The sequence below is a fragment of the Providencia sp. UF-183 genome (assembly GCF_058246155.1).
Genome location: NZ_JBSICD010000015.1, coordinates 1 through 23,313 on the forward strand (window position 1 = coordinate 1; position 23,313 = coordinate 23,313).

The window sequence follows — 23,313 nt, forward strand, 5'->3', positions numbered from 1 at the left end:
GCCAAAAAAGTTATGAACAAGGTTCCGCCGAGTTAAAACAGGAAGAGAAAAGCTTACTGGAACAATCACTAAACTGGTTAACTAATGGTCTTTCAATTTTTGGTGGTGCAGGCATGGTGTGGGCTGGTGGTGCATTATGTGGAACAGGGCTTGGCTGTATTATCGGAGCTCCTTTAATTGCACATGGCGCTAATGGTATTTACGAGGGTGTAGAAGGTTTAGTAGAAGGACGAGACGATATTGATGGCCCATTAAGAAAAGGTTATCAAATAGCGGCTAAAGAGCTTGGCTTTAATGAGTCTGTTGGAAATCTTACTTATGACCTTATAGATTTAGGAATATCTGTGCATGGTAAACTAAAACTCGTCCCAAAACTAAATGAATTTGGTGCTCCAAAGAAAAATCTATTTATTAAAGAGTACGCGCGACAAGATTTAGAAAAAGCATACAAACAAATAAGTGATAAACTTTTAAGTATTGAAATACTTAGTGATACTATCAATTTATTCAAAATAAAAGATGACATTCAGAATGCTTTTCTTCTAGACCAAGACTCTAATAATGTGATGATGGTTGTTGCTGAACCACAAAGCATTACTAATGTAAAAGATATTGTTGAGAACTGTGAACTTTACATTGTGATTTCAAACAATGATGAAAACAATTCTTACTACAAATGTACTGATGATAAAGGGAATGAGCAGAAGTATCACACTAATGGGGATATTATGAAATGATTCCCTATATTGCTTACTATTTTTTTGCTTTATTAGGGGTAATAGCCTATTTTGAAATAAAAAAACGCTATGCTGCAAATTATCATCACTCAAAACGATTAATTCTGGCAAGACGGCTCTTAATCATTTCTGATTATATTATTGCAGCCTATGGTATTTACTTAGCCTCAGAATTAAAAGGAGATACATTATTCAATTGGAGTATACTCGTTTCAGCTGTGATCATTTTATTATTTTATTTAAAAATGATATGGGCATTAGAGTCTTTAGGGCGGCGTTAATATAAGGTAGAGCCCTAGTCTCTACCCACATTATACCCTCCCTAAACACTCAATGGAGCTTCATTTGCCAATATACTCATACATCTTTTCTGTCATCACCCACAGCGCCTTATTCAATTTGATATCGCCATCAATGCCATTCACTGAACGAGTGCGAGCACGCTTACCTTTAGCGTTCCGACCAGTCAATCCCCCTTTGATTAAATTCTCCTGTAAACGTTGATACACCGTCCAGAGGTCATCTTTCTTATCTTCCCAGCGACGAGTCTGTAATACTTGTTCTTCGGTAATAGGTTGATGTTCCTCACCAAAGCGATACGTCAAAGCTGCTTGTGCCAAGGCTTGTTGTGCTGGTGGCGGTAACAATAGTGATTGCATTTGTTCACGCTTTTCAGCAACAGAATCAAACGTTTCTAAAACTTCATAAGCCCCTTCAATTACCTTCTCAATGACATCACCTTTATGGGGTACACGCACTTCACCAAAGGTATCTCCGCAAACTAAACCGTTGGAGCATACAGCTCTAAAAAGTCCCGGTAACATCTGATAACTACTTGAGCCGTCATGGCTATTGAGCAAAATAATTTCAGGAACTTGTATTCCCGTGATTTGGTCATGTCGTCTAAGTCGTAGCATGTGTTTAGTATGCTCTCGACGACTAGCATCACGTACACGAGTCTGACAGGCAAAGAACGGATAGAAACCTTCTTTTTGTAAACTATCGAGTAAGGTAATGGTTGGAATATAAGTGTAGCGGTCACTTCTGGATTCATGTTTCTCTTCAGAGAAAACACTGGGTACAGTACGGAACAATTCTTCGGCAGTTAACGGGCGGTCACGACGAATGCTATTCGCCGTACCAAAGCGGGAAGCTAAACGAGTCATAATTAATTTCCTTGAAAATAAATAAGATAGGTAAAACTGAAAAATGAATTAAGAGGGAGTTAATCGATAAGATGAAAAATAGCTGAACTTTCAGGATGTTGAATGGCGTAATCACGAAGCTGATAGAAACGCTCGACTAGCAATTCACTTTCTGTTCTAAATGACCACTGGCTATACAGCATCAAGCAGACAGCGACACCAGCCGCTTCAGGGCTCAGTTGTGCTTCATTGCCATTGTGCATATTGAATAGTGTGAGTTTTTCAGGGGCTAAATCTGGGTAAATAAATGCACCGCCGTTGAGTAATGTGCAGTATTCCCAATAGCCGCCTGTGTACTCATCACAGAACTGGCCCATGATAGTGAAAATCACTACTTCAAACGTGGCGGAGCCTTTAACGGTGCCAAAGTGGGTTTGCCAGAAATTCGGTCTAGCTGAAAGCGGCACGACATTAGCTTGCATAAGCGTGTTTGGTTGTAAGACTGAATAAGGGGAGGACATGTGATATCTCTATGTAATAATTGAATAATAAATAGGCTTAGGGGTATAACTAAGAATAGAATTGCGTTTGGTAGATGACGTGAGGCAATGAGTTTTACATTAGATGTCAGAGAGGGGGCACTGATAAACAAAATAAGGTAGCCTGCTATGTTGAGCAGGCCATAAAAGATTAAGTTAAAAATAAGAATGATTATTTGAAATTAAATGTCCATGCACCTTGATTTGTATCAACAGCCACTTCGAGCACATTACAGGGTGTTCCCGCTCGTTTCCCTGTGAAAATACGTTCATAAGTGCTGCCAAAATTCAGCCTAATTGACTTCCAAGGAAGATACTCTGCATCTTTACAGTTGCCTCGATTAACGATGCTTTTTTTGATAACCACACTATCGACATTGGAAGTAATATACACTTTACTGTATGTACGCCCTGCATTACTGGGGCCTGATTTGAGTTGAATCGGTGCTTGTTCAGCATAGACGGAAAAAGCACTGACCCCTAATAAGAGCGCACAAAGTAGTCTAATGATTGATGGCAAGGTCCCACCTAGAACTATCATGATTTACTTTCTATTTCATTCAAAATTTAAATAGTGCCGTTATCCCATGAGAAACATTAATCACTGAGGATAACCATTATGAAAAGTGCAATTAATTTTAATCACAAACCAGACTATTTATTACAACATGATTTATTTAATCATCAAGATGATCTATTTGAGTATTATTCAAAACTCCTCATGTTGCGTATCGATTTTGCTTATCGTAAAGACAGTGAATCATTTAAATATGCCGATATTTATCAAATCACGGCTGATATGATATCGCTGATTGAAAAGATAAAAGATATTTCTAGCATTGTAGGTTTTGCATGGGTATTAGAATATGGAGAGCAACATCGTTTGCATATTCACGCAGCATTTTACATTAATGGTCAACGTCATCAGAAGGTATGGAGTTTCTGGGAAGATATTCGCGATATATGGGATGAAGTTACTGAAGGTGAAGGTTATGCACACCACTGTGAACCAAAACCATATTATCGAGTTCGTGGTGAGCGTGTTATTAAACATTCCGATGAGAAGAAGCGCAGCGGTATGAAATATATATTAAGTTATTTAGGCAAAGACAGTCAGCGTACAGAACGCCGTATTTATCAGCTCAGCGATATTCCGACTGCAAAACAAATTGGAAGAAAACGAAATAAAAAATAGGTGAGTGAAAACTGGCATCATAATTTCATCCCCCCCTAACTCAGGGGGGAATTCTTCATACATGGGCAACAGTCATTAAGCTCGACCTAATCTTTCATGCTGAGTCAAAAATAACGCCAGTCAGTTATTGTTTGAAGGATTCCCGCAACTCCCATTATCCCTTTTCGAATCCTTCTCCTTTTCAATTATCGGAGAAACAAACAATGACTATTCAAACAACTGGCACCCCACTACTGAACGACCAATTCATTGACATGAAATTTATCACTAAACTAACGGGGTTAACGGATAAGTGGTTTTATAAGCTGATCCAAGATGGTGAGTTTCCTAAGCCTATCAAACTAGGGCGTAGCTCACGTTGGTTAAAGAGCGAAGTTGAAAATTGGTTACAAGCACGTATTGCTGAATCTAGAGCTTAATCATTACACTACCCTATCTTTCTGCATCAAAAGTGTGAATATTTAAACCATATCGTAAATTCAACAATGAAAACGTATCATGCTGCCATTAGGGATTGTATTCCCATTATCTATACTGGCTGAATGACTTTACGAATTTGTAGCTTGTCAGACCGATATACCATCTTGTAATAAAAAACATCTACCAACTGAAGAGTCATAATCATAGTATCACTAATCACACTCTGTTAGTTATAACCTAACTCCCTCCTATATTCTGTGTATAATTAAGCACTAAACCCAATTTCGTTGAGAGAGCGGCTATGGCTGGTATGAATAAATCTCATCTGACTGAAACAGACACCATTACAAAATATATCCTCCCAGCAGTTAAAGATGCAGGTTGGAACCTGATGTCGCAGATCCGCCAAGAGGTCAAACTTCGTGATGGTAAAGTGGTGGTCCGTGGTAAGTTAGCAGCACGGTTGACAGTGAAATCAGCCGACATAGTGCTCTACCATAAGCCAGGGTTGCCCCTTGCCGTCATAGAAGCGAAAGCGAATAAACACGAAATGGGGAAAGGGATGCAGCAAGGGCTAGATTACGCACGCCTACTCGACGTCCCTTTTATTTTTGCTTCTAATGGCGATGGTTTTATCTTCCATGACAAGACCAACCCTGTACAACTTGAATCCGAAATCGCTCTTGAAGATTTTCCAACACCAGAACAGCTTTGGGATAAATACTGTACTTGGAAAGGTTTTACTGCCGAGCAGCTACCTATAATTAGTCAAGATTACTACGATGATAGTAGCGGGAAGTCCCCTCGTTATTATCAACTACAAGCCATTAATAAAACCGTAGAAGCCGTTTCAGCTGGACAAAAACGTGTATTACTCGTGATGGCTACGGGGACTGGCAAAACCTATACCGCATTTCAAATTATCTGGCGTCTATGGAAAGCAAAAAATAAAAAACGCATACTTTTTCTTGCCGACCGCAATATCCTTGTCGATCAAACTAAAAATAATGACTTCCAACCTTTTGGCAGTGCAATGGCAAAAGTGACAGGTAGAACAATTGACCCAGCCTATGAAATTCAATTGGCACTCTACCAGGCAATTACTGGCCCAGAAGAGCACCAAAAAGCTTTTAAACAAGTTGCTCCCGATTTCTTTGACCTGATTGTTATCGACGAGTGCCACCGAGGTAGCGCCTCGGAAAACAGCGCATGGCGAGAAATTCTTGAATACTTCAGCAGTGCGACCCAAATTGGCTTGACCGCAACACCAAAAGAAACCGATGACGTTTCTAGCACTGATTACTTTGGCGACCCCGTTTATACTTATTCACTTAAAGAAGGTATCGAAGACGGCTTCCTGGCACCTTATAAGGTGGTACGAGTCGATATCGATGTCGACTTACAAGGTTGGCGTCCCACAAAAGGCCAAGTTGATAAACAAGGCCAGCTAATTGATGACCGAATTTATAACCAAAAAGACTTTGACCGCACTATGGTGATTGATGAGCGTACCCAACTGGTGGCTCAAACCATTACTGATTACCTAAGACGCACCAATCCAATGGATAAAACCATCGTTTTTTGTAACGATATTGACCACGCTGAACGTATGCGCCGTGCATTGGTAAACCTAAATCCAGAGCAAGTGCGAAAGAATGAAAAATACGTGATGAAAATCACTGGCGATGACGACATCGGTAAGGCACAACTCGATAATTTCATCAACCCGAAAAAACCTTACCCAGTGATAGCGACTACCTCAGAATTGATGAGTACAGGTGTAGATGCGCAAACATGCAAACTGGTTGTGCTAGACCAAAACATTCAATCCATGACCAAATTCAAGCAGATCATCGGGCGTGGAACACGTATTAACGAGAAGTTCGATAAACTTTGGTTCACCATTCTCGATTTCAAAAAAGCCACCGAACTGTTTGCAGATGAGCGCTTTGATGGCGTACCTGAAAAAGTGATCCGCACAACACCTAACGATATTTCCGATCCCGAGTCTGATTTCAATGATGTATTAGAAGATGAGGCTTCAGGAAACGAAGCGTTAGATCACGATGTATTTACTGGTGCAGAAGAACCTTCCGCTCACTATGGTACCACATCAGAAAGTGACAGCGGTGCTTTTGAAGAAAGCGACGAAAACAGAATTCGTAAATATCATGTCAACGGAGTTACCGTAAAAGTACTGGCAAAACGTGTCCAATATTACGATGCCGATGGTAAATTAGTCACCGAATCCTTTCAGGACTACACCCGTAAAACGCTACTCAAAGATAAAGACTTTGCCTCTCTTGATAACTTCATTCGAAAATGGCACTCTGCTGAACGCAAACAGGTTATTATTGATGAGCTCCAGCAACTCGGCGTGCTTTGGGAAGTGTTAGCAGAAGAAGTGGGCAAAGATCTTGACCCATTCGATCTCCTTTGCCACGTGGTTTATGGTCAACCGCCCCTGACGCGTAAAGAACGGGCTGACAACGTGCGTAAACGTAACTACTTCACCAAATATTCAGAATCTGCACAACATGTACTCAATACCTTGCTGGATAAATACGCAGATGAAGGCGTTCAGGAAATTGAAGACATTCAGGTACTAAAACTGAAACCGTTCGACAGCCTAGGCCGTCCGCTAGAAATCATCAAAAGTAGCTTTGGTAATAAACAAGCTTACGAGCAAGCGGTCAATGAACTGGAAGACCAAATTTATCAGTTACCACCTCGTCAGGCCTAATAACCCATATTATTTTACCACCGTGAGTCATCAACTCTCGGTGGTTTCATTTTTACCAATGGAATACAAACATGTCGATTAGCTCAGTAATTAAATCCTTACAAGACATCATGCGCAAAGATGCAGGTGTAGACGGTGATGCTCAACGCCTTGGGCAACTGTCCTGGCTATTATTTCTGAAAATATTTGATACTCAGGAAGAAGAGCTTGAACTCGAGCAAGACGATTACCAACTCCCCATTAATGCGCGTTACTTATGGCGTACTTGGGCAGCAAACAACGAGGGAATTACTGGGGATGAACTGCTCGAATTCGTCAATGACGATTTATTCCCTGCTTTGAAAAATCTCGCAGCGCCTATTGATAAAAATCCGCGGGGTTTTGTGGTAAAACAAGCGTTTAGCGATGCCTATAACTACATGAAAAATGGTACGCTTCTACGCCAAGTCATCAATAAACTGAATGAAATCGACTTCAGCAGCAGCCAGGAACGTCATCTGTTTGGTGATATCTACGAGCAGATCTTGCGCGACCTGCAAAGCGCCGGTAATGCGGGCGAGTTCTATACCCCGCGTGCGGTGACGCGTTTTATGGTCAACCGCATCGATCCAAAGCTTGGCGAGTCGATTATGGACCCGGCATGTGGTACCGGCGGCTTCCTTGCCTGCGCGTTCGACCATGTGAAACAACATTACGTTAACACCACTGAAGATCATAAAACGCTACAACAACAGATCTTTGGTGTAGAAAAAAAACAGCTCCCACATTTGCTGTGCACCACTAATATGCTATTGCATGGTATTGAAGTTCCAGTACAAATTCGTCATGACAACACATTGAACAAGCCACTATCCGCTTGGGATGAACAACTCGACGTCATTATCACCAACCCACCGTTTGGTGGCACTGAAGAAGATGGGATCGAGAAAAATTTTCCAGCGGAAATGCAGACTCGAGAAACCGCTGACTTGTTCCTGCAATTGATCATTGAAGTGCTTGCGGATAAAGGCCGTGCAGCCGTCGTTCTGCCGGATGGCACACTGTTTGGTGAAGGCGTCAAAACCAAAATCAAAAAACTACTGACCGAAGAGTGTAACCTACACACCATCGTGCGTTTACCAAATGGCGTGTTTAACCCATATACCGGAATCAAAACCAATATTCTGTTCTTCACCAAAGGCCAGCCAACCCAAGAAGTTTGGTTCTACGAACACCCCTATCCTGAGGGAGTTAAAAACTACAGCAAAACCAAACCGATGAAGTTTGAAGAGTTCCAGAGTGAAATCAACTGGTGGGGTAATGAAGCCGATGGTTTTGCCAGCCGGGAAGAGAACAAGCAGGCATGGAAAGTCGGCATCGACGAGATTATCGCCCGTAACTTTAACCTTGATATCAAAAACCCATATCAAGGCGAAACTATCAGCCACGATCCCGACGAATTACTGGCGCAATACCAAACACAACAAGCTGAAATTAGTGAATTACGTCATCAATTACGCGATATTCTTGGTGCGGCATTAGCTGGCAATAAGGAAACAAACTGATGACCGTTGAGAAGCTAATTACCGACCATATCGATGTTTGGTCTTCCGCGCTGCAAACTCGCTCCACCGCAGGGCGTGGCAGCAACGGTAAAATTGATCTTTATGGTATTAAGAAATTGCGCGAGCTGATTTTAGAACTGGCAGTTCGTGGAAAATTAGTACCGCAAGACCCAAACGATGAGCCTGCATCTGAGCTGTTAAAACGTATTGCAGCTGAGAAAGCGGAGCTGGTGAAGCAGGGAAAAATAAAAAAACAAAAACCACTGCCAGAAATTAGTGACGATGAGAAACCGTTTGAATTGCCAGAAGGGTGGGAGTGGGTGAGATTTGGAGACATATCAGAAATAGAGCGAGGCGGATCTCCTAGACCAATTAAAGATTATTTGACCACTGAGAAAGATGGTCTTAACTGGATAAAAATTGGAGATACCGATATTGGCGGTAAATATATTTCTTCGGCTAATGAAAAAATTAAGCCTTCAGGTCTACACAAAACACGTATGGTATATCCTGGTGATTTCCTTCTTACGAACTCAATGAGCTTTGGGCGGCCTTATATAACTCTTATTGAAGGTTGTATACATGACGGTTGGCTAAGAATCTCCCCTCCATCTTTGCTAGATAAAAATTTTCTTTACCAATTACTGTCTTCACCATTTATTATAAAAGCATTTAAAGAAAAAGCATCAGGTGCAGTTGTATTGAACCTTAATGCAGATAAAGTACGTGAAACTTTTATTCTTATTCCTCCATTTGATGAGCAACAACGAATTGTTGAAAAAGCTAATGAGCTCATGATTCTCTGCGATCAACTAGAACAACAATCGCTAACCAGCCTTGATGCCCATCAACAGCTCGTTGAAGCCCTGCTAGCAACGCTTACAGATAGCCAAAACGCAAAAGAACTCTCTGAAAACTGGTCGCGAATTAGCCAGCATTTCGACACACTATTTACCACCGAGGCGAGCATCGATACGTTAAAGCAAACCATTTTGCAATTAGCCGTCATGGGTAAACTGGTGCCACAAGATCCTAACGATGAACCAGCTTCTGAACTGCTAAAACGTATTGAACAAGAAAAAGTACAGATGGTGAAAAACGGTAAAATTAAAAAACAAAAACCATTGCCGCCGATTAGTGATGAGGAAAAACCATTTGAGTTGCCACTGGGATGGGAGTGGTGTCGCTTAGGGGATCTAGCTCATAATTCAGAAGCTGGCTGGAGCCCTCAATGCGAGGCTTCACCAAGAGTTGATGATAATTGGGGAGTATTGAAAATTAGTTCCGTCACATGGAGTGAATTTAATCCTAATGAAAATAAAGCACTTCCAAAACATTTAGAACCTAAAATAGAATATGAAGTGAAGGCAAGGGATTTTTTAATTTCAAGAGCAAATACTGCCGACCTTGTGGCTCGCTCTGTCGTAGTTCCTGATTCTCCACCGAAACATTTAATGCTTAGTGATAAAATCATTAGGTTTCAATTCTCTAAATTAGTCGATGCGAACTATATTAATTTAGTCAATAACTCTAAGTATTCTCGAACTTATTACTCTGAGGTTGCTGGTGGAACGAGCTCTTCAATGAAAAACGTATCAAGAATACAAGTATCTTCCTTACTGGTTGCCTTACCTTCTTATAGCGAACAATTAAATATAGTTGAGAAAGTGCGCGATTTGACATTGCTATGTGAACACCTCAAATCCCGACTGCAATCCGCTCAACAAACCCAGCTCCACCTTGCGGATGCTCTCACAGAAGCTGCATTAAACTAAGGAACAGACGATGTCGATCAATCATGCTATCTGGCGTGTTGGTGATAATCCCCAACCGCTAATAACTAGCAAACTTGCCAGCGAACAACTACTGGAAAAAATGATTTTAAACGACCCAGCTATTCTCTCTGACCAATGGATGATTATTGGGCATCAAGAAAATACTCTCGATAAAGGTCGTATCGACCTACTGGCAATTGCTCCAGATGCATCTCTGATCCTAATTGAGCTTAAACGTGACCGTACACCGCGTGAGGTAGTCGCACAAGCACTGGATTATGCCTCTTGGGTTGATGACCTCAGTGCTGATCGTCTGTCGCAGATTTACGAAAAATTCTCTAATGGAGGAAACCTAGGTGATGCATTCAAACAACGTTTCAATGTTGAGCTAGAAGAAGAATCACTTAACCAGTCCCATCAAATTATTATCGTCGCAGCAGAAATCGACCCGTCTACTGAACGTATCGTGGACTATCTAAGCAAAAATGGTATTTCGATCAACGTTCTGTTTTTTAAAGTATTCCAACACGGCGATGAACAATTTCTAAGTCGTGTTTGGCTTATTGACCCAAGCGAAACACAAACCAATGCGGCACTGGCAACCACTGGCTCAAATGCGAATACCAAGGAACCTTGGAACGGTGAGTTTTATGTCTCTTTTGGAGGCCGAATTTGGGAAGAGGCACGCCGTTACGGATTTATCAGCGCAGGTGGTGGAAGCTGGTATAGTCAGACACTAAAACAGCTTCAACCAGGTGATCGTGTGTGGGTCAAAATTCCAGCGACAGGTTATGTTGGTGTTGGCATTGTACAAAGCACCGTTGAACCTGCTAGTAGCTTTACCATCAACACTGATGATGGTGAAAAACTGGCAATGGATGTACTCAAATACAGCGAGCTTTATCAACAGAATGCAAATGACCCTGATAAATCTGAGTATTTTGTTCCTGTAAAGTGGCTAGAAACCCGTGATGAACAAGAGGCAGTTAGTGAAGTCGGATTCTTTGGTAATCAAAATACGGTCTGCAAACCCACAACACCGAAATGGCGTCACACAGTCGAAAAATTAAAGCGCTATTTTACAAACTGGGATGCGAAATAGTTATTTCCGATGGTGCTTTTGCGGGATATATAAAATACTAGTACTTGATAGGCGTTTTAACTAGGCTTTCAGACATTCTAGCCGTCAACTACTCTCAAGCGAAATTACATTACCTAAGGCTGAAAAGAACTAAAAGAGGCAATTCATGTATAAAGTCGATAAGCAGGAAAATACCCTACACTCTTTACAAGAAGTGTCTTTCAGTAGCTTAGGTTTCCGTGAACGTGAACATCTACAAGAATGGTTAGCTAAAAATCCGCAAGCATTAACTAAAAAAGAAGAAGTTAACGATGAACTGTTAATTATACAAAAAGAATTTGCTGGATTTGATGAAACTAAAGAGCGTCTAGATCTACTTGCATTAGATAAAGATGGTAATTTGGTGATTATTGAAAATAAGCTTGATGATTCAGGCCGTGATGTGGTTTGGCAATCACTAAAATATGCGGGGTATTGTGCTAATTTACGTCAAGAAAGTATCATTGATATATTTCAGCGCTATCTCAACCAGTATGAACCAAATGAAACGCGCTCAGCATCTGAAATCATTATTGAATTTATTGGCCGTGAAGTTGTACTTAACCGCAAAGGTACACAACGCGTCATCATGGTAGCTGCTCATTTTCGCAAAGAAGTGACCAATACAGCATTATGGCTGATGCAGTTTAATATTCGTATCCAATGTTTTAAAGTCACTCCTTATTGCTTTGGTAACGACGTGTTTATCGATATTCGACAAGTTATCCCAACGCCTGAAGCCGAATCGTTCATGATCGGCATGGCACAAAAAGAAGCAGAAGAACAATCATCAGGTAATGACCTTCAGCAGCGCCACTATTTACGACGTGAGTTTTGGACACAAGCACTAGAAGAGTTTCGTCGCAGTCGCTGCGATCTTTTTAATAATCGTTCACCATCAACAGATCATTGGTTAGCTGCGGGTTCTGGTCTCAGTGGAGTACCATATGAGCTGATTTTTTCGCAAAAAGATGCCCGAGTACAACTCAATCTTTCTCGAGCAGATGCCCAAGAAAACACATGGTTGTTTGAACATTTACTCGAAAAAAAATTACAAATTGAGCATACTTTTGGTCATAAATTAGAATGGAGACCATTACCAGAGCGAAAAAGTTGCCAAATAGTATTCCTTCAATCTTTTGATGGCATGGATAAAGAACAATGGCCAACCATCATAAATTGGATGATTGAAAATATGTCCAAATTAGAACTTGCTTTAAGACAGCCTCTTGCAGAACTTTCTATTGAGCTTAAACAGAGTGGCCTAATCACAGAGGGTGAAGAAGAGTAAATTTTAAATGAAAAGGTTTTAGACAAATTAGGTTCTATTAATTTTTGGAGTAAAACTGGGGAATTTCACATGCCCCTAGTATAGACTATAATGGTGAAAAGGCAGTATGTTCATCTTTATAAGATTTGTTTGCCCAGTGGAGTAAACACTCGAATAACTTTTGTAACTAAAACGGTTGTACTTACAACACAAGTATTTGATGAATTTAGTTGTGGGGTAATTTTGCATCGTTGATAACGCAATCCTGTGATGTTATTGAGGTAAGAATATCACCTCTAGTCAGGTGGCCAAATTAACTATGCCACTTCAGTAGTACAATTTCTATGACTTTTCGGTCACCCTCTCCAAACTATATTTTATTATCTTGATAATCTAGACGTTCAAAGCCAAAAGTCTTCTGCAATTTTATACATTAAATACTCATAGATTTAATCTTAAACCTGATGGGTGTTCCTTCATTATTTTTCAATTAATACAGTTTGTTACATAAAAACAGAGATTTGGTTCAGCAGGTATATTTAAACAAGTCCCTTCTAAGTATGAGAAAAACGATACCACACCGTAATGCGCTAGAAAAATGAACCTGTCAGAATCAAGATTAGTGTTCAGAAATGAACTAGCCTAGAACTAATTATAATGACTAATTAATGATCTTCTGTAAATAACTCATAAATTAACATATAAAATTCAGCTAAAAATATTAGTTTTTATGGTTTATATATTTAGAAATTATTTAAACAAATACTCAAACCTTAATAATTAAGTAATTAGAACCAGCCAGCATTCAATCCCCTAAATAAAGACTCTCTGGTTTGCTTGATAACAATCAAATTTTCATTTAAATAACCGTCATATCAACTTAGAAAAAAATCTATTTTCCATTATATTTCATAAGATTTTTATAATCAAATTATTCCATTAAAAAATAAGTTTTAATCAAAATTAAAAACTAAAAAGCAACTTATATTTATTTTTTCATTGAAAAATTGAAGGGCAATCACTTTATTTAGGTAAAAAAAATGCCATAATTTTTATTAATTTAAGCAGAAAATCATAGGAACAAAAATGGATTCAGAAAAAAAGATGAATAATATCCCTGAAGTAAAGTTGTTATTCAAAAAACGAAGTATTAAAGATCTAGCTGACTATATAAGGATTAAATCTGGAACATCTCCCAATTATGCTATATTTCTTGGTGCTGGAGCATCGGTAACCTCCGGAATAAAAACTGGTTTTGAATTAGTTCAAGAATGGCGAAAGGAAATTTTTGATAGACTCAGTCCAAATCCTTACACTGACCCTGATTCAGCGGCAGAATGGTTAGCTGAAAATCATCCTGATTGGTATGATAAAAATAATGAATATTCTTCATTATTTGAAAAAAAATTTGATCTACCTTCACAGCGTAGAAGATTTGTTGAACTTCAAGTAGATAAAAAACTACCTTCTATAGGTTATGCATATTTAGTTGAATTATTTGAATCAAAATTTTTTGATACCGTTTTTACAACTAATTTTGATGATTTAATTAATGAAGCTTTCTATCAATTTTCTTCCGATAGACCCTTATTATGCGCACATGATTCATCTATAAAAGGCATTTCTATAGCATCATCTCGACCAAAAATAATAAAATTACATGGAGATTATCTTTTTGATAGTATCAAAAGCTCACTAAAAGAGACTGAATCGCTAGAAAATAATACCAAAGAAAAGTTAGTAGAGTTCTCCAAAGAATATGGATTAATATTTGTAGGCTATGCAGGAAATGATAATTCTATCATTGAGGTATTGAAATATTTATTAAAACAACCTGATTACTTAAAAAACGGGATATATTGGTGTAAAAGAAAAGGAGATAAAATTACACCTGAATTATTTAAACTCTTAAATCAGGAAAAAGTTTATTGGGTTGAAATTGATGGCTTTGATGAGTTAATGGCAGAGCTGGTTCATGAGCTCGGAAGTCAATTATCCCTGGGTGAAACTCTTAAATCAACGAAAAGAGAAAAAATGATACAAAATTTCATCACAGATAATCATGGTTTAACAAAAAACAAATTTATAAGTAAAGATTTAATAAAATTAAAAAAATACACATACACTCAAGACATATCTTCATTAATAAATGAACTATCTGAAAGTGATAATGATGAGCAAAAAATACCTGAAGAGGATTTCAAAAATTTACTATTCATTGATAACTTGATCAGAGAAAAAAATTTCTCTCTTGCAGAGGAAAAATTAAAAGACTTTATATCTGATAGTAACAATCATAACATAAAGTCAAAATATCTTCAGAGAATAATTAGTTTAAAAATTAACAATGAAGATATAAAGTCTGCTTTAGAATATAGTGATAAACTAATAGAGTTAGACGAATTTAATTTAAACAATGCATTATCCAGAACTAATATACTTCCTAAGTTAACTGAAAAAATACAATACTTAAAAGATTTGAAATTAAAATTCAATCATAGCATCAATGTAAAAAATAATTTATGCAGGATAGCCTTACGATATTTGGAATATAATAAAGAAAGCATTTTTAGCTTTAAGGAGATATATGACCTAATAGAAGAAAGTCTATATCAAGATAATAGCCTTCAAAACTCCGCATGGAGAATAAAATTCGACACAATTTTAGACGAGTATTCTGATTGTATAGATAAAAAAGAAAGAAGAGAAAAACTATACGCTTTGCTAAATAAAATTAAAGATATAAACCCGACACATGACACATATTTAAATATATTTTCATCTTGTTCTATATTAGAAAAAGAAAAATCAAAAATATTTGATTGCATTAGTCACCTAGAAAATGTATATAATTCTTCATCAAAAAATAAGAAAAAAAACATATTAAAATACTTAACTAAACTTCACTCATGTTTATTGACACTAGATGATGGAGAGAAAGAAAAAACTATTATTAATGAATTTATTAACAAATATTCAGAAGATGAAAACATTTCCAACATCGCTCCATTTAAATTATTTATAGCAAAATATGAAATAGGGCAAAATAAAGATATAGCCAAGGGAATTGAGTTAGCAAAAGAAGCAATCGATAGTCCTTGGAGAAATGAAAACATTCATGAAATTTTATCAATCTTACTAATTGATAAAAATAACATACAAATATCAGAAGAGTTCCTAGACAATATATCTAAAGATATTCCAGAAACATCCTATTTAGAAAGTAAAGTAGAAATATTAAATAGTAAAAATGAATTTAGTAAATCACTTAAGATTTTAGAAAAAATGTTTCATAAACAATATAATTTTAGTCGTTATATTTCTTCAAAAGTTTATACACTATTAATGGATGAAAACTATAACGAAGTCATTACTATTGTTAATGAAAACTTAGATAAGTTAAGAGATTACCAAGAAAAAGATATCCTTATAATTAACAGGGAATTAGCAAAATCAAAAATAGGAATAGACATATCGAAACATGAACTACATTCTATTATTTCTCACAACCAATCTAAAGGTGATGTAGCTATGTGTGCATTCTTCATTCTAGGAGACGAATTGAATGGTAACAGACAGCTTAAAAATGCTATAGAAAAGGATTATATGAATTATTTTAATTTTTTAAAATGGCCTGCAATACCTAAGAAATTTTTATCGATATATAGTAGTCAAGATAGTAAAGTAGCTTAACCTTGTATGGGTATTTTGGTAACTGCTAAAATATCCTTACAACCACATTATTTCACTACATCTATTCATGGGTTTAAACTAGAATTGTTTTAATTAATATATAAAAATAATCTTATAACCGCTTAATCATCAAAATATTCATAAAAGGAGCCATCATAATCTCTGATATTAATTCATAAAATTTAAGCAAAGAACTAATAATAAAGAAATCATCACTTCTTTAGATAAAGGTAGCGAAGCACAGTTCCTTATTTATTAATCATATCTGAAATAGAATCAACAAAATTTCCTTATCTTAGCCCCTTAGATAAACAAGCTTTTTGACTGCTTAAGGTTAAATATTAATACTGAAATGCATAGCGTAATTGACAAAAAATCTAAGGAAAAATTCACATTTGGCCTCCTTGATTTGAATGAAAGATTCCATATAGAAAATCATATTTATATTTCGACAAATACAATGTAACTAGTTGAGATGAATTTATTTTTCTTTAATCTTACAAAATCACTCTATCGAATAATATGTGATTATTGCGCTTAATACTGACATATAATCTGAATACATCTCAAAGATATTATTACGGCTAACTGTAAGAGCGACTTCAAGCTCAAAGTAGACTGTTAGATTTTTAATTATTGACCTTAGTCAAAATATAGTTTGGCCTACTACAACTATATTCTAAAAAAGCTATCTGTATATGGTTGTATAAAATACAACCATATACGCAACCTTCCAATTATTGCTAATATGCTATCGGCAACTTTTATAATTTAACTATGCAGCTAAGTCCAACATCACTTCCCAAACCCAAACGCCCCTACATGCCCTTCCCTATTCGCATCCAAATAATCCGCCCACCATTGCACCATCAGCCGCCTTTCCTCAATATGCTCCGCCTTATGAATATAAGCAGCTCTCACTGAGTTGCGCTCTTGGTGACTCATTTGCCTTTCTACTGCATCCTTCGACCATAACCCTGACTCAATCAACGAACTACATGCCATTGTTCTGAAACCATGTCCACACACTTCCGTCTTCGTATCATAGCCCATCACACGTAATGCATTGTTAACCGTGTTTTCACTCATTGGTTTTCTAGGATTATGATCGCCGATAAAGATCAGCTCATGGTTACCACTGAATTGATAAATCTGTTTTAAGATCTCAATGGCTTGTCGGCTAAGAGGAACTAAGTGAGGGGTACGCATTTTTGATCCGCGATGGGAATGCTTAACCCCTTCTATCGCTTCGCGTTCAGCGGGGATCGTCCACATGGCATTATCAAAATCGATTTCATCCCAACGGGCGAAACGCAGTTCACTGGAACGAATAAAGACTAATAAGGTGAGTTTGACTGCAAGTTTAGTTAAAGGTCTTCCTTTATAATCATCAATACGTTGTAAGAACTCAGGTAGGCGTTTAAGTTCTAAGGCTGCTCTGTGGACTCGTTTGCCTATGGCGACTGCGCCAGCCATATCTTGCGCTGGGTTATAGTCGATTAAACCGCTTTGTACGGCATAACGCATAATAGCTGTCACACGTTGTTGTAAACGTGCTGCCACCTCAAGACGTCCAGACATCTCCACGGTTTTAATCGGTTCGAGTAGGTCACGAGTTTTCAGTTCGGCAATATTGCGTTTACCAATAGCAGCAAAGATATTGTCCTCAAGACTTTTGAGGACTCGATGACTATGCCCTTCAGACCACTTTTTGTTGGTCGCGTGCCAATCGCGAGCAACTTTCTGGCGGCATCTCTTTTCTCTCTGGCTTCTGCGAGTGAGATTTCAGGATAGATACCCAGCGCTAACATTTTTTGCTTACCGCCAAAGCGATACTGTAAACGCCAATATTTTGAGCCGTTGGTATGTACCATCAAGTGCATACCATCACCATCGGTCAATTTATACGATTTACCCAAAGGCTTGACAGCCCTGACTTTAGCATCAGTAAGATGCCATAATTTATCTCCTTGCGTTGGTACAAACTATTATCGAATCGAGAGATACCAACACATATACCAACAGTAGGTACTTGATGTGGGTTGAACTTAGTATACTTGGGAAGACTGAAAAGTAGGAAAAAGCCTTGTAAAACTGGAATTTCAGACATAAAAAAAGACGCCTTAGCGTCTGATTTTTGGTGCCGAAGGCCGGACTCGAACCGGCACACCCGAAGGCGGTTGATTTTGAATCAACTGCGTCTACCAATTCCGCCACTCCGGCACTGAAGTGATGTGTTTCTTGGAAAACGCTGCCATTATACTTGCCTTGTGTCCACTGGCAACACTTATTCGTGCTGGAGGTGATTGTTCGATTAAAAATAAAGCATATTGAACAATAATATTGGGATCGAGTAGGAAAGCTTCTTTTGTTTATATATTGATTAATGAGTATGTTAGTTTTTTGCTAATTATTTTTATCGTATCCATGCTTGGGTGGCTAGCGATAGACTATTATTTTTGTTAGTTTAACCGCAATCTAATGCAATGTTGAAAGGCTTTATCATGGGTTTTGTTGGGTGGATAGCGACAGGGGTCGTTATTGGCATCTTAATTGGTGCAATAATGCGAATTTTCGCTAAGAAAAAATAAGATTGGCTGAAAAGCCACTTGCAAACAATCATATCGGCTGGCTCCAAACATGAAGAAATCATTTCTAAAAATCCTGTCTGTATCCGCGTTGTCCCTTGCTTTAATGGCATGTTCAACCAAGACAGAGAAAACACCTAAGTTTTTACAAGGTAATGATGTTGAATCCTCAGATTGGCAGGTTTTTGAGGGAGATAGAAGGACTTACGAGCGCGTCGCTAAGATTGTCGATTTATATGCTAATCGTATTTTTAATGAAAGTGATGCACGAGGTATGGCGATTATCGTGATTGATAATAACCAAACGCTATCCCGTTATTATGGGGAAACCGCTCCGGGTAATGGAAAAAAACCCGGCCCAAATTCATTAATTCGTATCGCATCAGTGACCAAATTAATGACAAGCGAAATACTCATTAAGCTTGAGCAAGACAAAAAGCTGCTGATCACTGATCCATTACAACAGTATGCTTACCAAGGTGTTACTGTGCCTGATAATGCCAGTGGGCAACCTATCCGTCTGTATCACCTTGCTAGCCACACCAGTGGTTTACCCCGTGAACAGCCCGGTGGAAAATGGGGTCGACCTGTGTTTATTTGGCCGACACAAGATAACCGCTGGACATGGCTAAAAACAGGCAAGTTGGATGCGACTCCAGGAACTGAAGCCTCCTATTCCAACCTTGCTTACGATTTACTGGCGGATGCGATGGTAAAAGCGACAGGGCAGCCATATCCGCAATTATTTAGCCACTATGTGACCTCACCTGCGAAGATGACGGACACCACTTATACGCCAAGTAATGCACAATGTGCTCGTTTAATGGAAGGCACGAAACCAAGCCCTTGCCATAATACCCTTGCGGCCGCTGGCAGTGGTGGTGTGTATTCAACGCCAGCGGATATGCAAAAATGGATGCAACAATTTTTATCCACTGACACTAATTTGCGTAAAGCGACCGCAGCACGTGAACAGGGTATTTATTTCCCTCGCGAAAAGCTTTTAGAAATTAAAGGGATGGATGTTGCTGGTCACGCTGACGGGTTAGGTCTAGGTTGGGTTTATATGAAACCGAAAAATGGCATCCCCGGCATTTACCAAAAAACCGGCGGTGGTGGTGGGTTTAATACCTATATGGCGATGATCCCACAGCAAAATATCGGCGTTTTTGTAGTGATGACACGCAAAGATAGCAGTAAATTTAGTAAGTTAACGGTTGGAGTTAATGATTTAGTTGCTTCTCTTTCATCTAACCATGCGTATGGGAAACATTGAAAGGGTACCGTCGACGCTTTACAGGCAATGGCGAGCTATACCCCTACTCTAAAACGTGGATTTACCCGCGTTCTTACATTAATTGCAACAACAGCCTGACCCGTTCAGGCTGTTTTTCCTTTCAGCGCTTTGTGTAATACCTCGCCCAACCTAAACGATATTCTTAAACCCTCTTCGGCTACAAAGACAGGATTTAAGATGAAAGTCGCTTCTTTTTTATTAGCTCACGTACTTCGCCCCAGCCCCACTAAACAAGAAAAAGTCTCCGAATTAGTGCAACAGCTCAGAAAAATCCATAATCACCAAAGTGCTTTTCCTACCCCTAAAAAGCCCGACAATATTGAGATAGACCTAAGCCAGTTAGATTATCCCCCGTTAAAAACAAATAAAATTAAGTTGGAAGACACAAAGGAATATAAGCAACTGGTTAGCGATACACGCCAGCAAGTCTGGAATGAATTTGCAAAAATAGAACGAAAAAATGCCTACACTATTCAGCAATCCTATACTGCCAATGGCGGATTTTTCTCTTATGCGCAGCAATTAGCCAATAGAAGCGGCTCGAACGTTATTGGTGTTAAAGGGGAATATATCAGTGCAACGGAAGGAAATAAGCAGCAATACATCTTATTTCGGCCACAAACTAAATTGCTCGAAATCATCAGCAATTTGGGTAATTATTTTCTGAGTAAGTGGCAATAAACGAAAAAGGCTGTGATACCTGAAGGATCACAGCCTTTTATCAACAATAAAATAATTATTTTCTTTTAACTAACAAGACGATACTGACAATTAAGAACAGTAAACTCGGTAATATAGCAGCAATAATCGGTGGAACTGAATAGACAAGGCTCCAGTTACCAAACCCTTGGTTTAGCACGTAAAATAAGAAGCCGCCAACAATCCCTGATACTACTCGCACTCCCATAGGTACTGTACGTAATGGCCCGAAAATAAAGGAAACTGCCATTAACATCATCACCGCCGCAGATAGCGGAGCTAAGATTTTTTTCCATAAACTCAGCTCATACACCGCCGCCACTTGGCCGCTCTCTTTTAAGTATGAGACGTATTGATACAGCCCACGAATTGATAGCGAGTCCGCATTCAGAGAGACAATTCCCAGTTTTTCGGGGGTCAAGTTGGTTTTCCAATCAACAGTAAGCCGTTGTGAACCTGTGATTTTTTTCTCGCTGCTTAAAATCGATTCATCCACTTGTGATAATACCCACTGCTGATTCGCTGTATCGTATTCACCACTTGAAGCAAACATAACCGATTTTAATTTTTGTTGTTCATCAAAGCGATAGATAGAAACGTCTTGGATAGATGTTGAGTTATTGATACGCTGAATATGAATGAAATCACGACCATCTTTCGCCCACATCCCTTCGTCAGTCACCACTAATGAATTACCAACAATTTTTTCTGCGCGATAATTTCGAGCCCACTGTTCACCCGCAGGCGCGACCCACTCACCGATAAACATCGCCACAATCACCAATGGGATTGCGGTTTTCATCACGGACAGGGCGATTTGCAAACGCGTAAAACCAGAGGCTTGCATCACCACCAGTTCACTCCGCGAAGCCAGTGCACCTAGCCCCATTAAGGCACCTAACAATGCCGCCATCGGAAAGAAAATATCGATATCTTTTGGTACGGTCAGTAAGGTGAAAACGCCTGCACTGAGTGCGGTGTAATCACCATCACCCACTTTGCGAAGCTGCTCGACAAATTTAATGATCCCAGACAGCGAAACCAATAAAAATAGCGTCACCAAAATGGAATTTAGGATGGTTCGCCCGATATATCTATCTAAAACTCCAAACATCAAGCAGCCCCTTTACTCAGTTTAAGACGCATACGGCGCATTGGGACAGTGTTCCACGCGTTGAGGATCACCGCCAAGACCAAGTAGCCTAAATTCACCGCCCACATGGTATAACGCGGGTCAAGATCGCCTTTATCAGCACTATTACGCAACGTACTTTGCAGTAAGAAGAAAATGAGATACAGCAACATTGCAGGCAACATACTGAGCACGCGCCCTTGACGCGGGTTCACTTCACTTAATGGCACGACCATCAAGGCCATAACCACCACAGAGAACACTATCGTTAAACGCCAGTGAAACTCCGCATTCACCTCTGGGGTATTTTCATCCCACAGTTGCAGCATGTTCTTTTGCTCAACACGGTCATTGCGGGTTTCACCTGATTGGTGGTCTACAATCGCTTGGTAATTCACAAAATCTGTAATACGGAAATCACGCAATAATGCAGTTCCTTCGTAGCGTGTTCCTTCATTAAGAACAACCACTTGGCGACCATCTGGGTCTTCTTTCATGTAGCCGCTATCTGCGACGACGACAGAAGGACGTTGTTCATTCGCTGCGCGTAATTGGGCAAGGAAAACATTTTTGAAATTACTGCCCTTAACATCACCAATATACAGCACATAGTTGCCATCTTTGGTGGTTTTAAACTGCCCTTCTACCATCGCCGCAAGGCCTGGATTTGCTTTCGCATCTGCCAGCACTTGTTCTTGATATTGCGATGACCACGGCAGCATCCATGTAATATTGGCAATCGCGACCATCGCTGTGATTGCGGCAAGAACTAACGCGGCTTTGACTAACACACTTTTGCCCAAACCACAGGCATGCATCACCGTAATTTCGCTTTCAGTGTAAAGTTTACTGTATGTCATCAATAGCCCAAGAAATAGGCTTAAAGGCAAGATAAGCTGCGCCATTTCGGGCACACCTAACCCCAACAAAGGAAGTACTAAGTTTGAGGGAATATTGCCCTGAACAGCTGCGCCCAGAATGTCTATCGACTTCTGGCTAAAAAAGATTAGCATCAATACAAAAAGTATGGCTAACTGACTTTTCAGGGTTTCCCGTACCAAATATCTAATAATGATCACGCTTATTACGCCTGTGAAAACTTGTCTTTTGGGAAGAAAATGGCTAAGTTCGTTAAATGTCTGCCATTTACTAACATATACTCTGGTTTATTGTATGGCTAGAATGATATAAAAGCATTCTCTATACTGATTGAAATATCAGAACATGCTTAATATTCGTGAAACCAGATATACTTGCCATACTTCACGTTGTTTCGCGGTAAACAGCATACAACGTGAGTTATTTCGCGTATAGATGGTTAGTTTAACATAAAGAGTTTATTCTCTATGAGGTAGATCATGCGAAACGCTAATTTTAGCGGGAGCATCGGCCTTTGTCTTTAAGATTCAGGAGAAC

Annotated in this window: 18 protein-coding genes, 1 tRNA gene and 1 pseudogene; 12 read left to right on the forward strand and 8 right to left on the reverse strand. The window is 39.0% G+C overall.

Annotated features, from left to right (window positions below; translation table 11 throughout):
* Both AC4IFT_RS14210 and AC4IFT_RS14215 read left to right on the forward strand, forming a co-directional pair.
* The coding region (locus tag AC4IFT_RS14210) for a DUF4225 domain-containing protein (protein ID WP_490751645.1) at positions 1 to 737 on the forward strand (737 nt) is incomplete at its 5' end.
* Positions 734 to 1,018 (forward strand): hypothetical protein, encoded by a 285-nt coding sequence (locus AC4IFT_RS14215; RefSeq protein WP_490751647.1) that lies wholly within the window; start codon positions 734 to 736, stop codon positions 1,016 to 1,018. The genes AC4IFT_RS14210 and AC4IFT_RS14215, both read left to right, overlap by 4 nt.
* A 60-nt stretch (positions 1,019 to 1,078) precedes the next feature.
* Here the strand turns inward: AC4IFT_RS14215 and AC4IFT_RS14220 are convergent, their stop codons facing one another.
* The 3 genes from AC4IFT_RS14220 to AC4IFT_RS14230 all read right to left on the reverse strand — a co-directional run bounded on the left by AC4IFT_RS14220 (position 1,079) and on the right by AC4IFT_RS14230 (position 2,941).
* The gene (locus AC4IFT_RS14220) at positions 1,079 to 1,903 is read right to left on the reverse strand and encodes a DUF932 domain-containing protein (RefSeq protein ID WP_490751648.1); all 825 of its coding nucleotides are present in this window, start codon (positions 1,901 to 1,903) and stop codon (positions 1,079 to 1,081) included.
* Positions 1,904 to 1,962: 59 nt separating this feature from the next.
* Positions 1,963 to 2,364 (reverse strand): antirestriction protein, encoded by a 402-nt coding sequence (locus AC4IFT_RS14225; RefSeq protein WP_490751708.1) that lies wholly within the window; start codon positions 2,362 to 2,364, stop codon positions 1,963 to 1,965.
* Between the two features lie 229 nt (positions 2,365 to 2,593).
* Positions 2,594 to 2,941, reverse strand: a complete 348-nt coding sequence (locus AC4IFT_RS14230; RefSeq protein ID WP_490751650.1) for a hypothetical protein — start codon at positions 2,939 to 2,941, stop codon at positions 2,594 to 2,596.
* Between the two features lie 99 nt (positions 2,942 to 3,040).
* Here AC4IFT_RS14230 and AC4IFT_RS14235 point away from each other — a divergent pair, with 99 nt between their 5' ends.
* The 8 genes from AC4IFT_RS14235 (at position 3,041) to AC4IFT_RS14270 (ending at position 16,181) form a co-directional block, all read left to right on the forward strand.
* Entirely contained in the window at positions 3,041 to 3,616 is a 576-nt protein-coding gene (locus AC4IFT_RS14235; protein WP_490751651.1) for a YagK/YfjJ domain-containing protein, read from the forward strand.
* A gap of 203 nt (positions 3,617 to 3,819) precedes the next feature.
* Positions 3,820 to 4,035, forward strand: coding sequence for a helix-turn-helix transcriptional regulator (locus AC4IFT_RS14240; protein ID WP_490751652.1), 216 nt, complete (start codon positions 3,820 to 3,822; stop codon positions 4,033 to 4,035).
* 302 nt (positions 4,036 to 4,337) lie between these two features.
* Positions 4,338 to 6,779 carry an EcoAI/FtnUII family type I restriction enzme subunit R gene (gene hsdR, locus AC4IFT_RS14245; RefSeq protein WP_490751653.1) on the forward strand — a complete coding sequence of 814 codons (2,442 nt, stop codon included), beginning with the start codon at positions 4,338 to 4,340 and terminating at the stop codon, positions 6,777 to 6,779.
* A 71-nt stretch (positions 6,780 to 6,850) separates the two neighbouring features.
* Positions 6,851 to 8,323 carry an N-6 DNA methylase gene (locus AC4IFT_RS14250; protein ID WP_490751654.1) on the forward strand — a complete coding sequence of 491 codons (1,473 nt, stop codon included), beginning with the start codon at positions 6,851 to 6,853 and terminating at the stop codon, positions 8,321 to 8,323.
* On the forward strand, positions 8,323 to 10,098 hold the full coding sequence (locus AC4IFT_RS14255; RefSeq protein WP_490751655.1) for a restriction endonuclease subunit S: 1,776 nt from the start codon (positions 8,323 to 8,325) through the stop codon (positions 10,096 to 10,098). The genes AC4IFT_RS14250 and AC4IFT_RS14255 overlap by 1 nt, the downstream gene beginning before the upstream one ends.
* A gap of 10 nt (positions 10,099 to 10,108) precedes the next feature.
* On the forward strand, positions 10,109 to 11,200 hold the full coding sequence (locus AC4IFT_RS14260) for a DUF8606 domain-containing protein (protein ID WP_490751657.1): 1,092 nt from the start codon (positions 10,109 to 10,111) through the stop codon (positions 11,198 to 11,200).
* Positions 11,201 to 11,345: 145 nt separating this feature from the next.
* Positions 11,346 to 12,509: a DUF4268 domain-containing protein gene (locus tag AC4IFT_RS14265; protein WP_490751659.1), complete on the forward strand. Its 1,164-nt coding sequence runs from the start codon at positions 11,346 to 11,348 to the stop codon at positions 12,507 to 12,509.
* 1,065 nt (positions 12,510 to 13,574) lie between these two features.
* Positions 13,575 to 16,181 carry an SIR2 family protein gene (locus AC4IFT_RS14270; RefSeq protein WP_490751660.1) on the forward strand — a complete coding sequence of 869 codons (2,607 nt, stop codon included), beginning with the start codon at positions 13,575 to 13,577 and terminating at the stop codon, positions 16,179 to 16,181.
* Between the two features lie 795 nt (positions 16,182 to 16,976).
* On the opposite strand, the pseudogene AC4IFT_RS14275 reads toward AC4IFT_RS14270, so the two are convergent.
* From AC4IFT_RS14275 to AC4IFT_RS14285, 3 genes and pseudogenes are all read right to left on the reverse strand, one after another.
* Positions 16,977 to 18,100, reverse strand: a pseudogene (locus AC4IFT_RS14275) (tyrosine-type recombinase/integrase).
* 219 nt (positions 18,101 to 18,319) lie between these two features.
* Positions 18,320 to 18,404: transfer RNA gene (locus AC4IFT_RS14280), tRNA-Leu, on the reverse strand.
* 244 nt (positions 18,405 to 18,648) lie between these two features.
* A complete protein-coding gene (locus AC4IFT_RS14285; RefSeq protein WP_273839056.1) occupies positions 18,649 to 18,804 on the reverse strand; it encodes a hypothetical protein in 156 nt (51 codons plus the stop codon).
* A 17-nt stretch (positions 18,805 to 18,821) separates the two neighbouring features.
* Between AC4IFT_RS14285 and ampH the strand changes: the two genes are divergently transcribed.
* Both ampH and AC4IFT_RS14295 read left to right on the forward strand, forming a co-directional pair.
* Positions 18,822 to 20,045 (forward strand): D-alanyl-D-alanine-carboxypeptidase/endopeptidase AmpH, encoded by a 1,224-nt coding sequence (ampH, locus tag AC4IFT_RS14290; protein ID WP_490734121.1) that lies wholly within the window; start codon positions 18,822 to 18,824, stop codon positions 20,043 to 20,045.
* Positions 20,046 to 20,243: 198 nt separating this feature from the next.
* Positions 20,244 to 20,747, forward strand: coding sequence for a hypothetical protein (locus AC4IFT_RS14295; RefSeq protein WP_490734119.1), 504 nt, complete (start codon positions 20,244 to 20,246; stop codon positions 20,745 to 20,747).
* 55 nt (positions 20,748 to 20,802) lie between these two features.
* On the opposite strand, the gene lptG is transcribed toward AC4IFT_RS14295, so the two are convergent.
* Together lptG and lptF are read right to left on the reverse strand one after the other, a co-directional pair.
* Positions 20,803 to 21,879: an LPS export ABC transporter permease LptG gene (gene lptG, locus AC4IFT_RS14300; protein WP_219244846.1), complete on the reverse strand. Its 1,077-nt coding sequence runs from the start codon at positions 21,877 to 21,879 to the stop codon at positions 20,803 to 20,805.
* The gene (lptF, locus tag AC4IFT_RS14305) at positions 21,879 to 22,976 is read right to left on the reverse strand and encodes an LPS export ABC transporter permease LptF (protein ID WP_490734116.1); all 1,098 of its coding nucleotides are present in this window, start codon (positions 22,974 to 22,976) and stop codon (positions 21,879 to 21,881) included. The genes lptG and lptF overlap by 1 nt, the downstream gene beginning before the upstream one ends.
* Positions 22,977 to 23,313 lie beyond the last annotated feature (337 nt).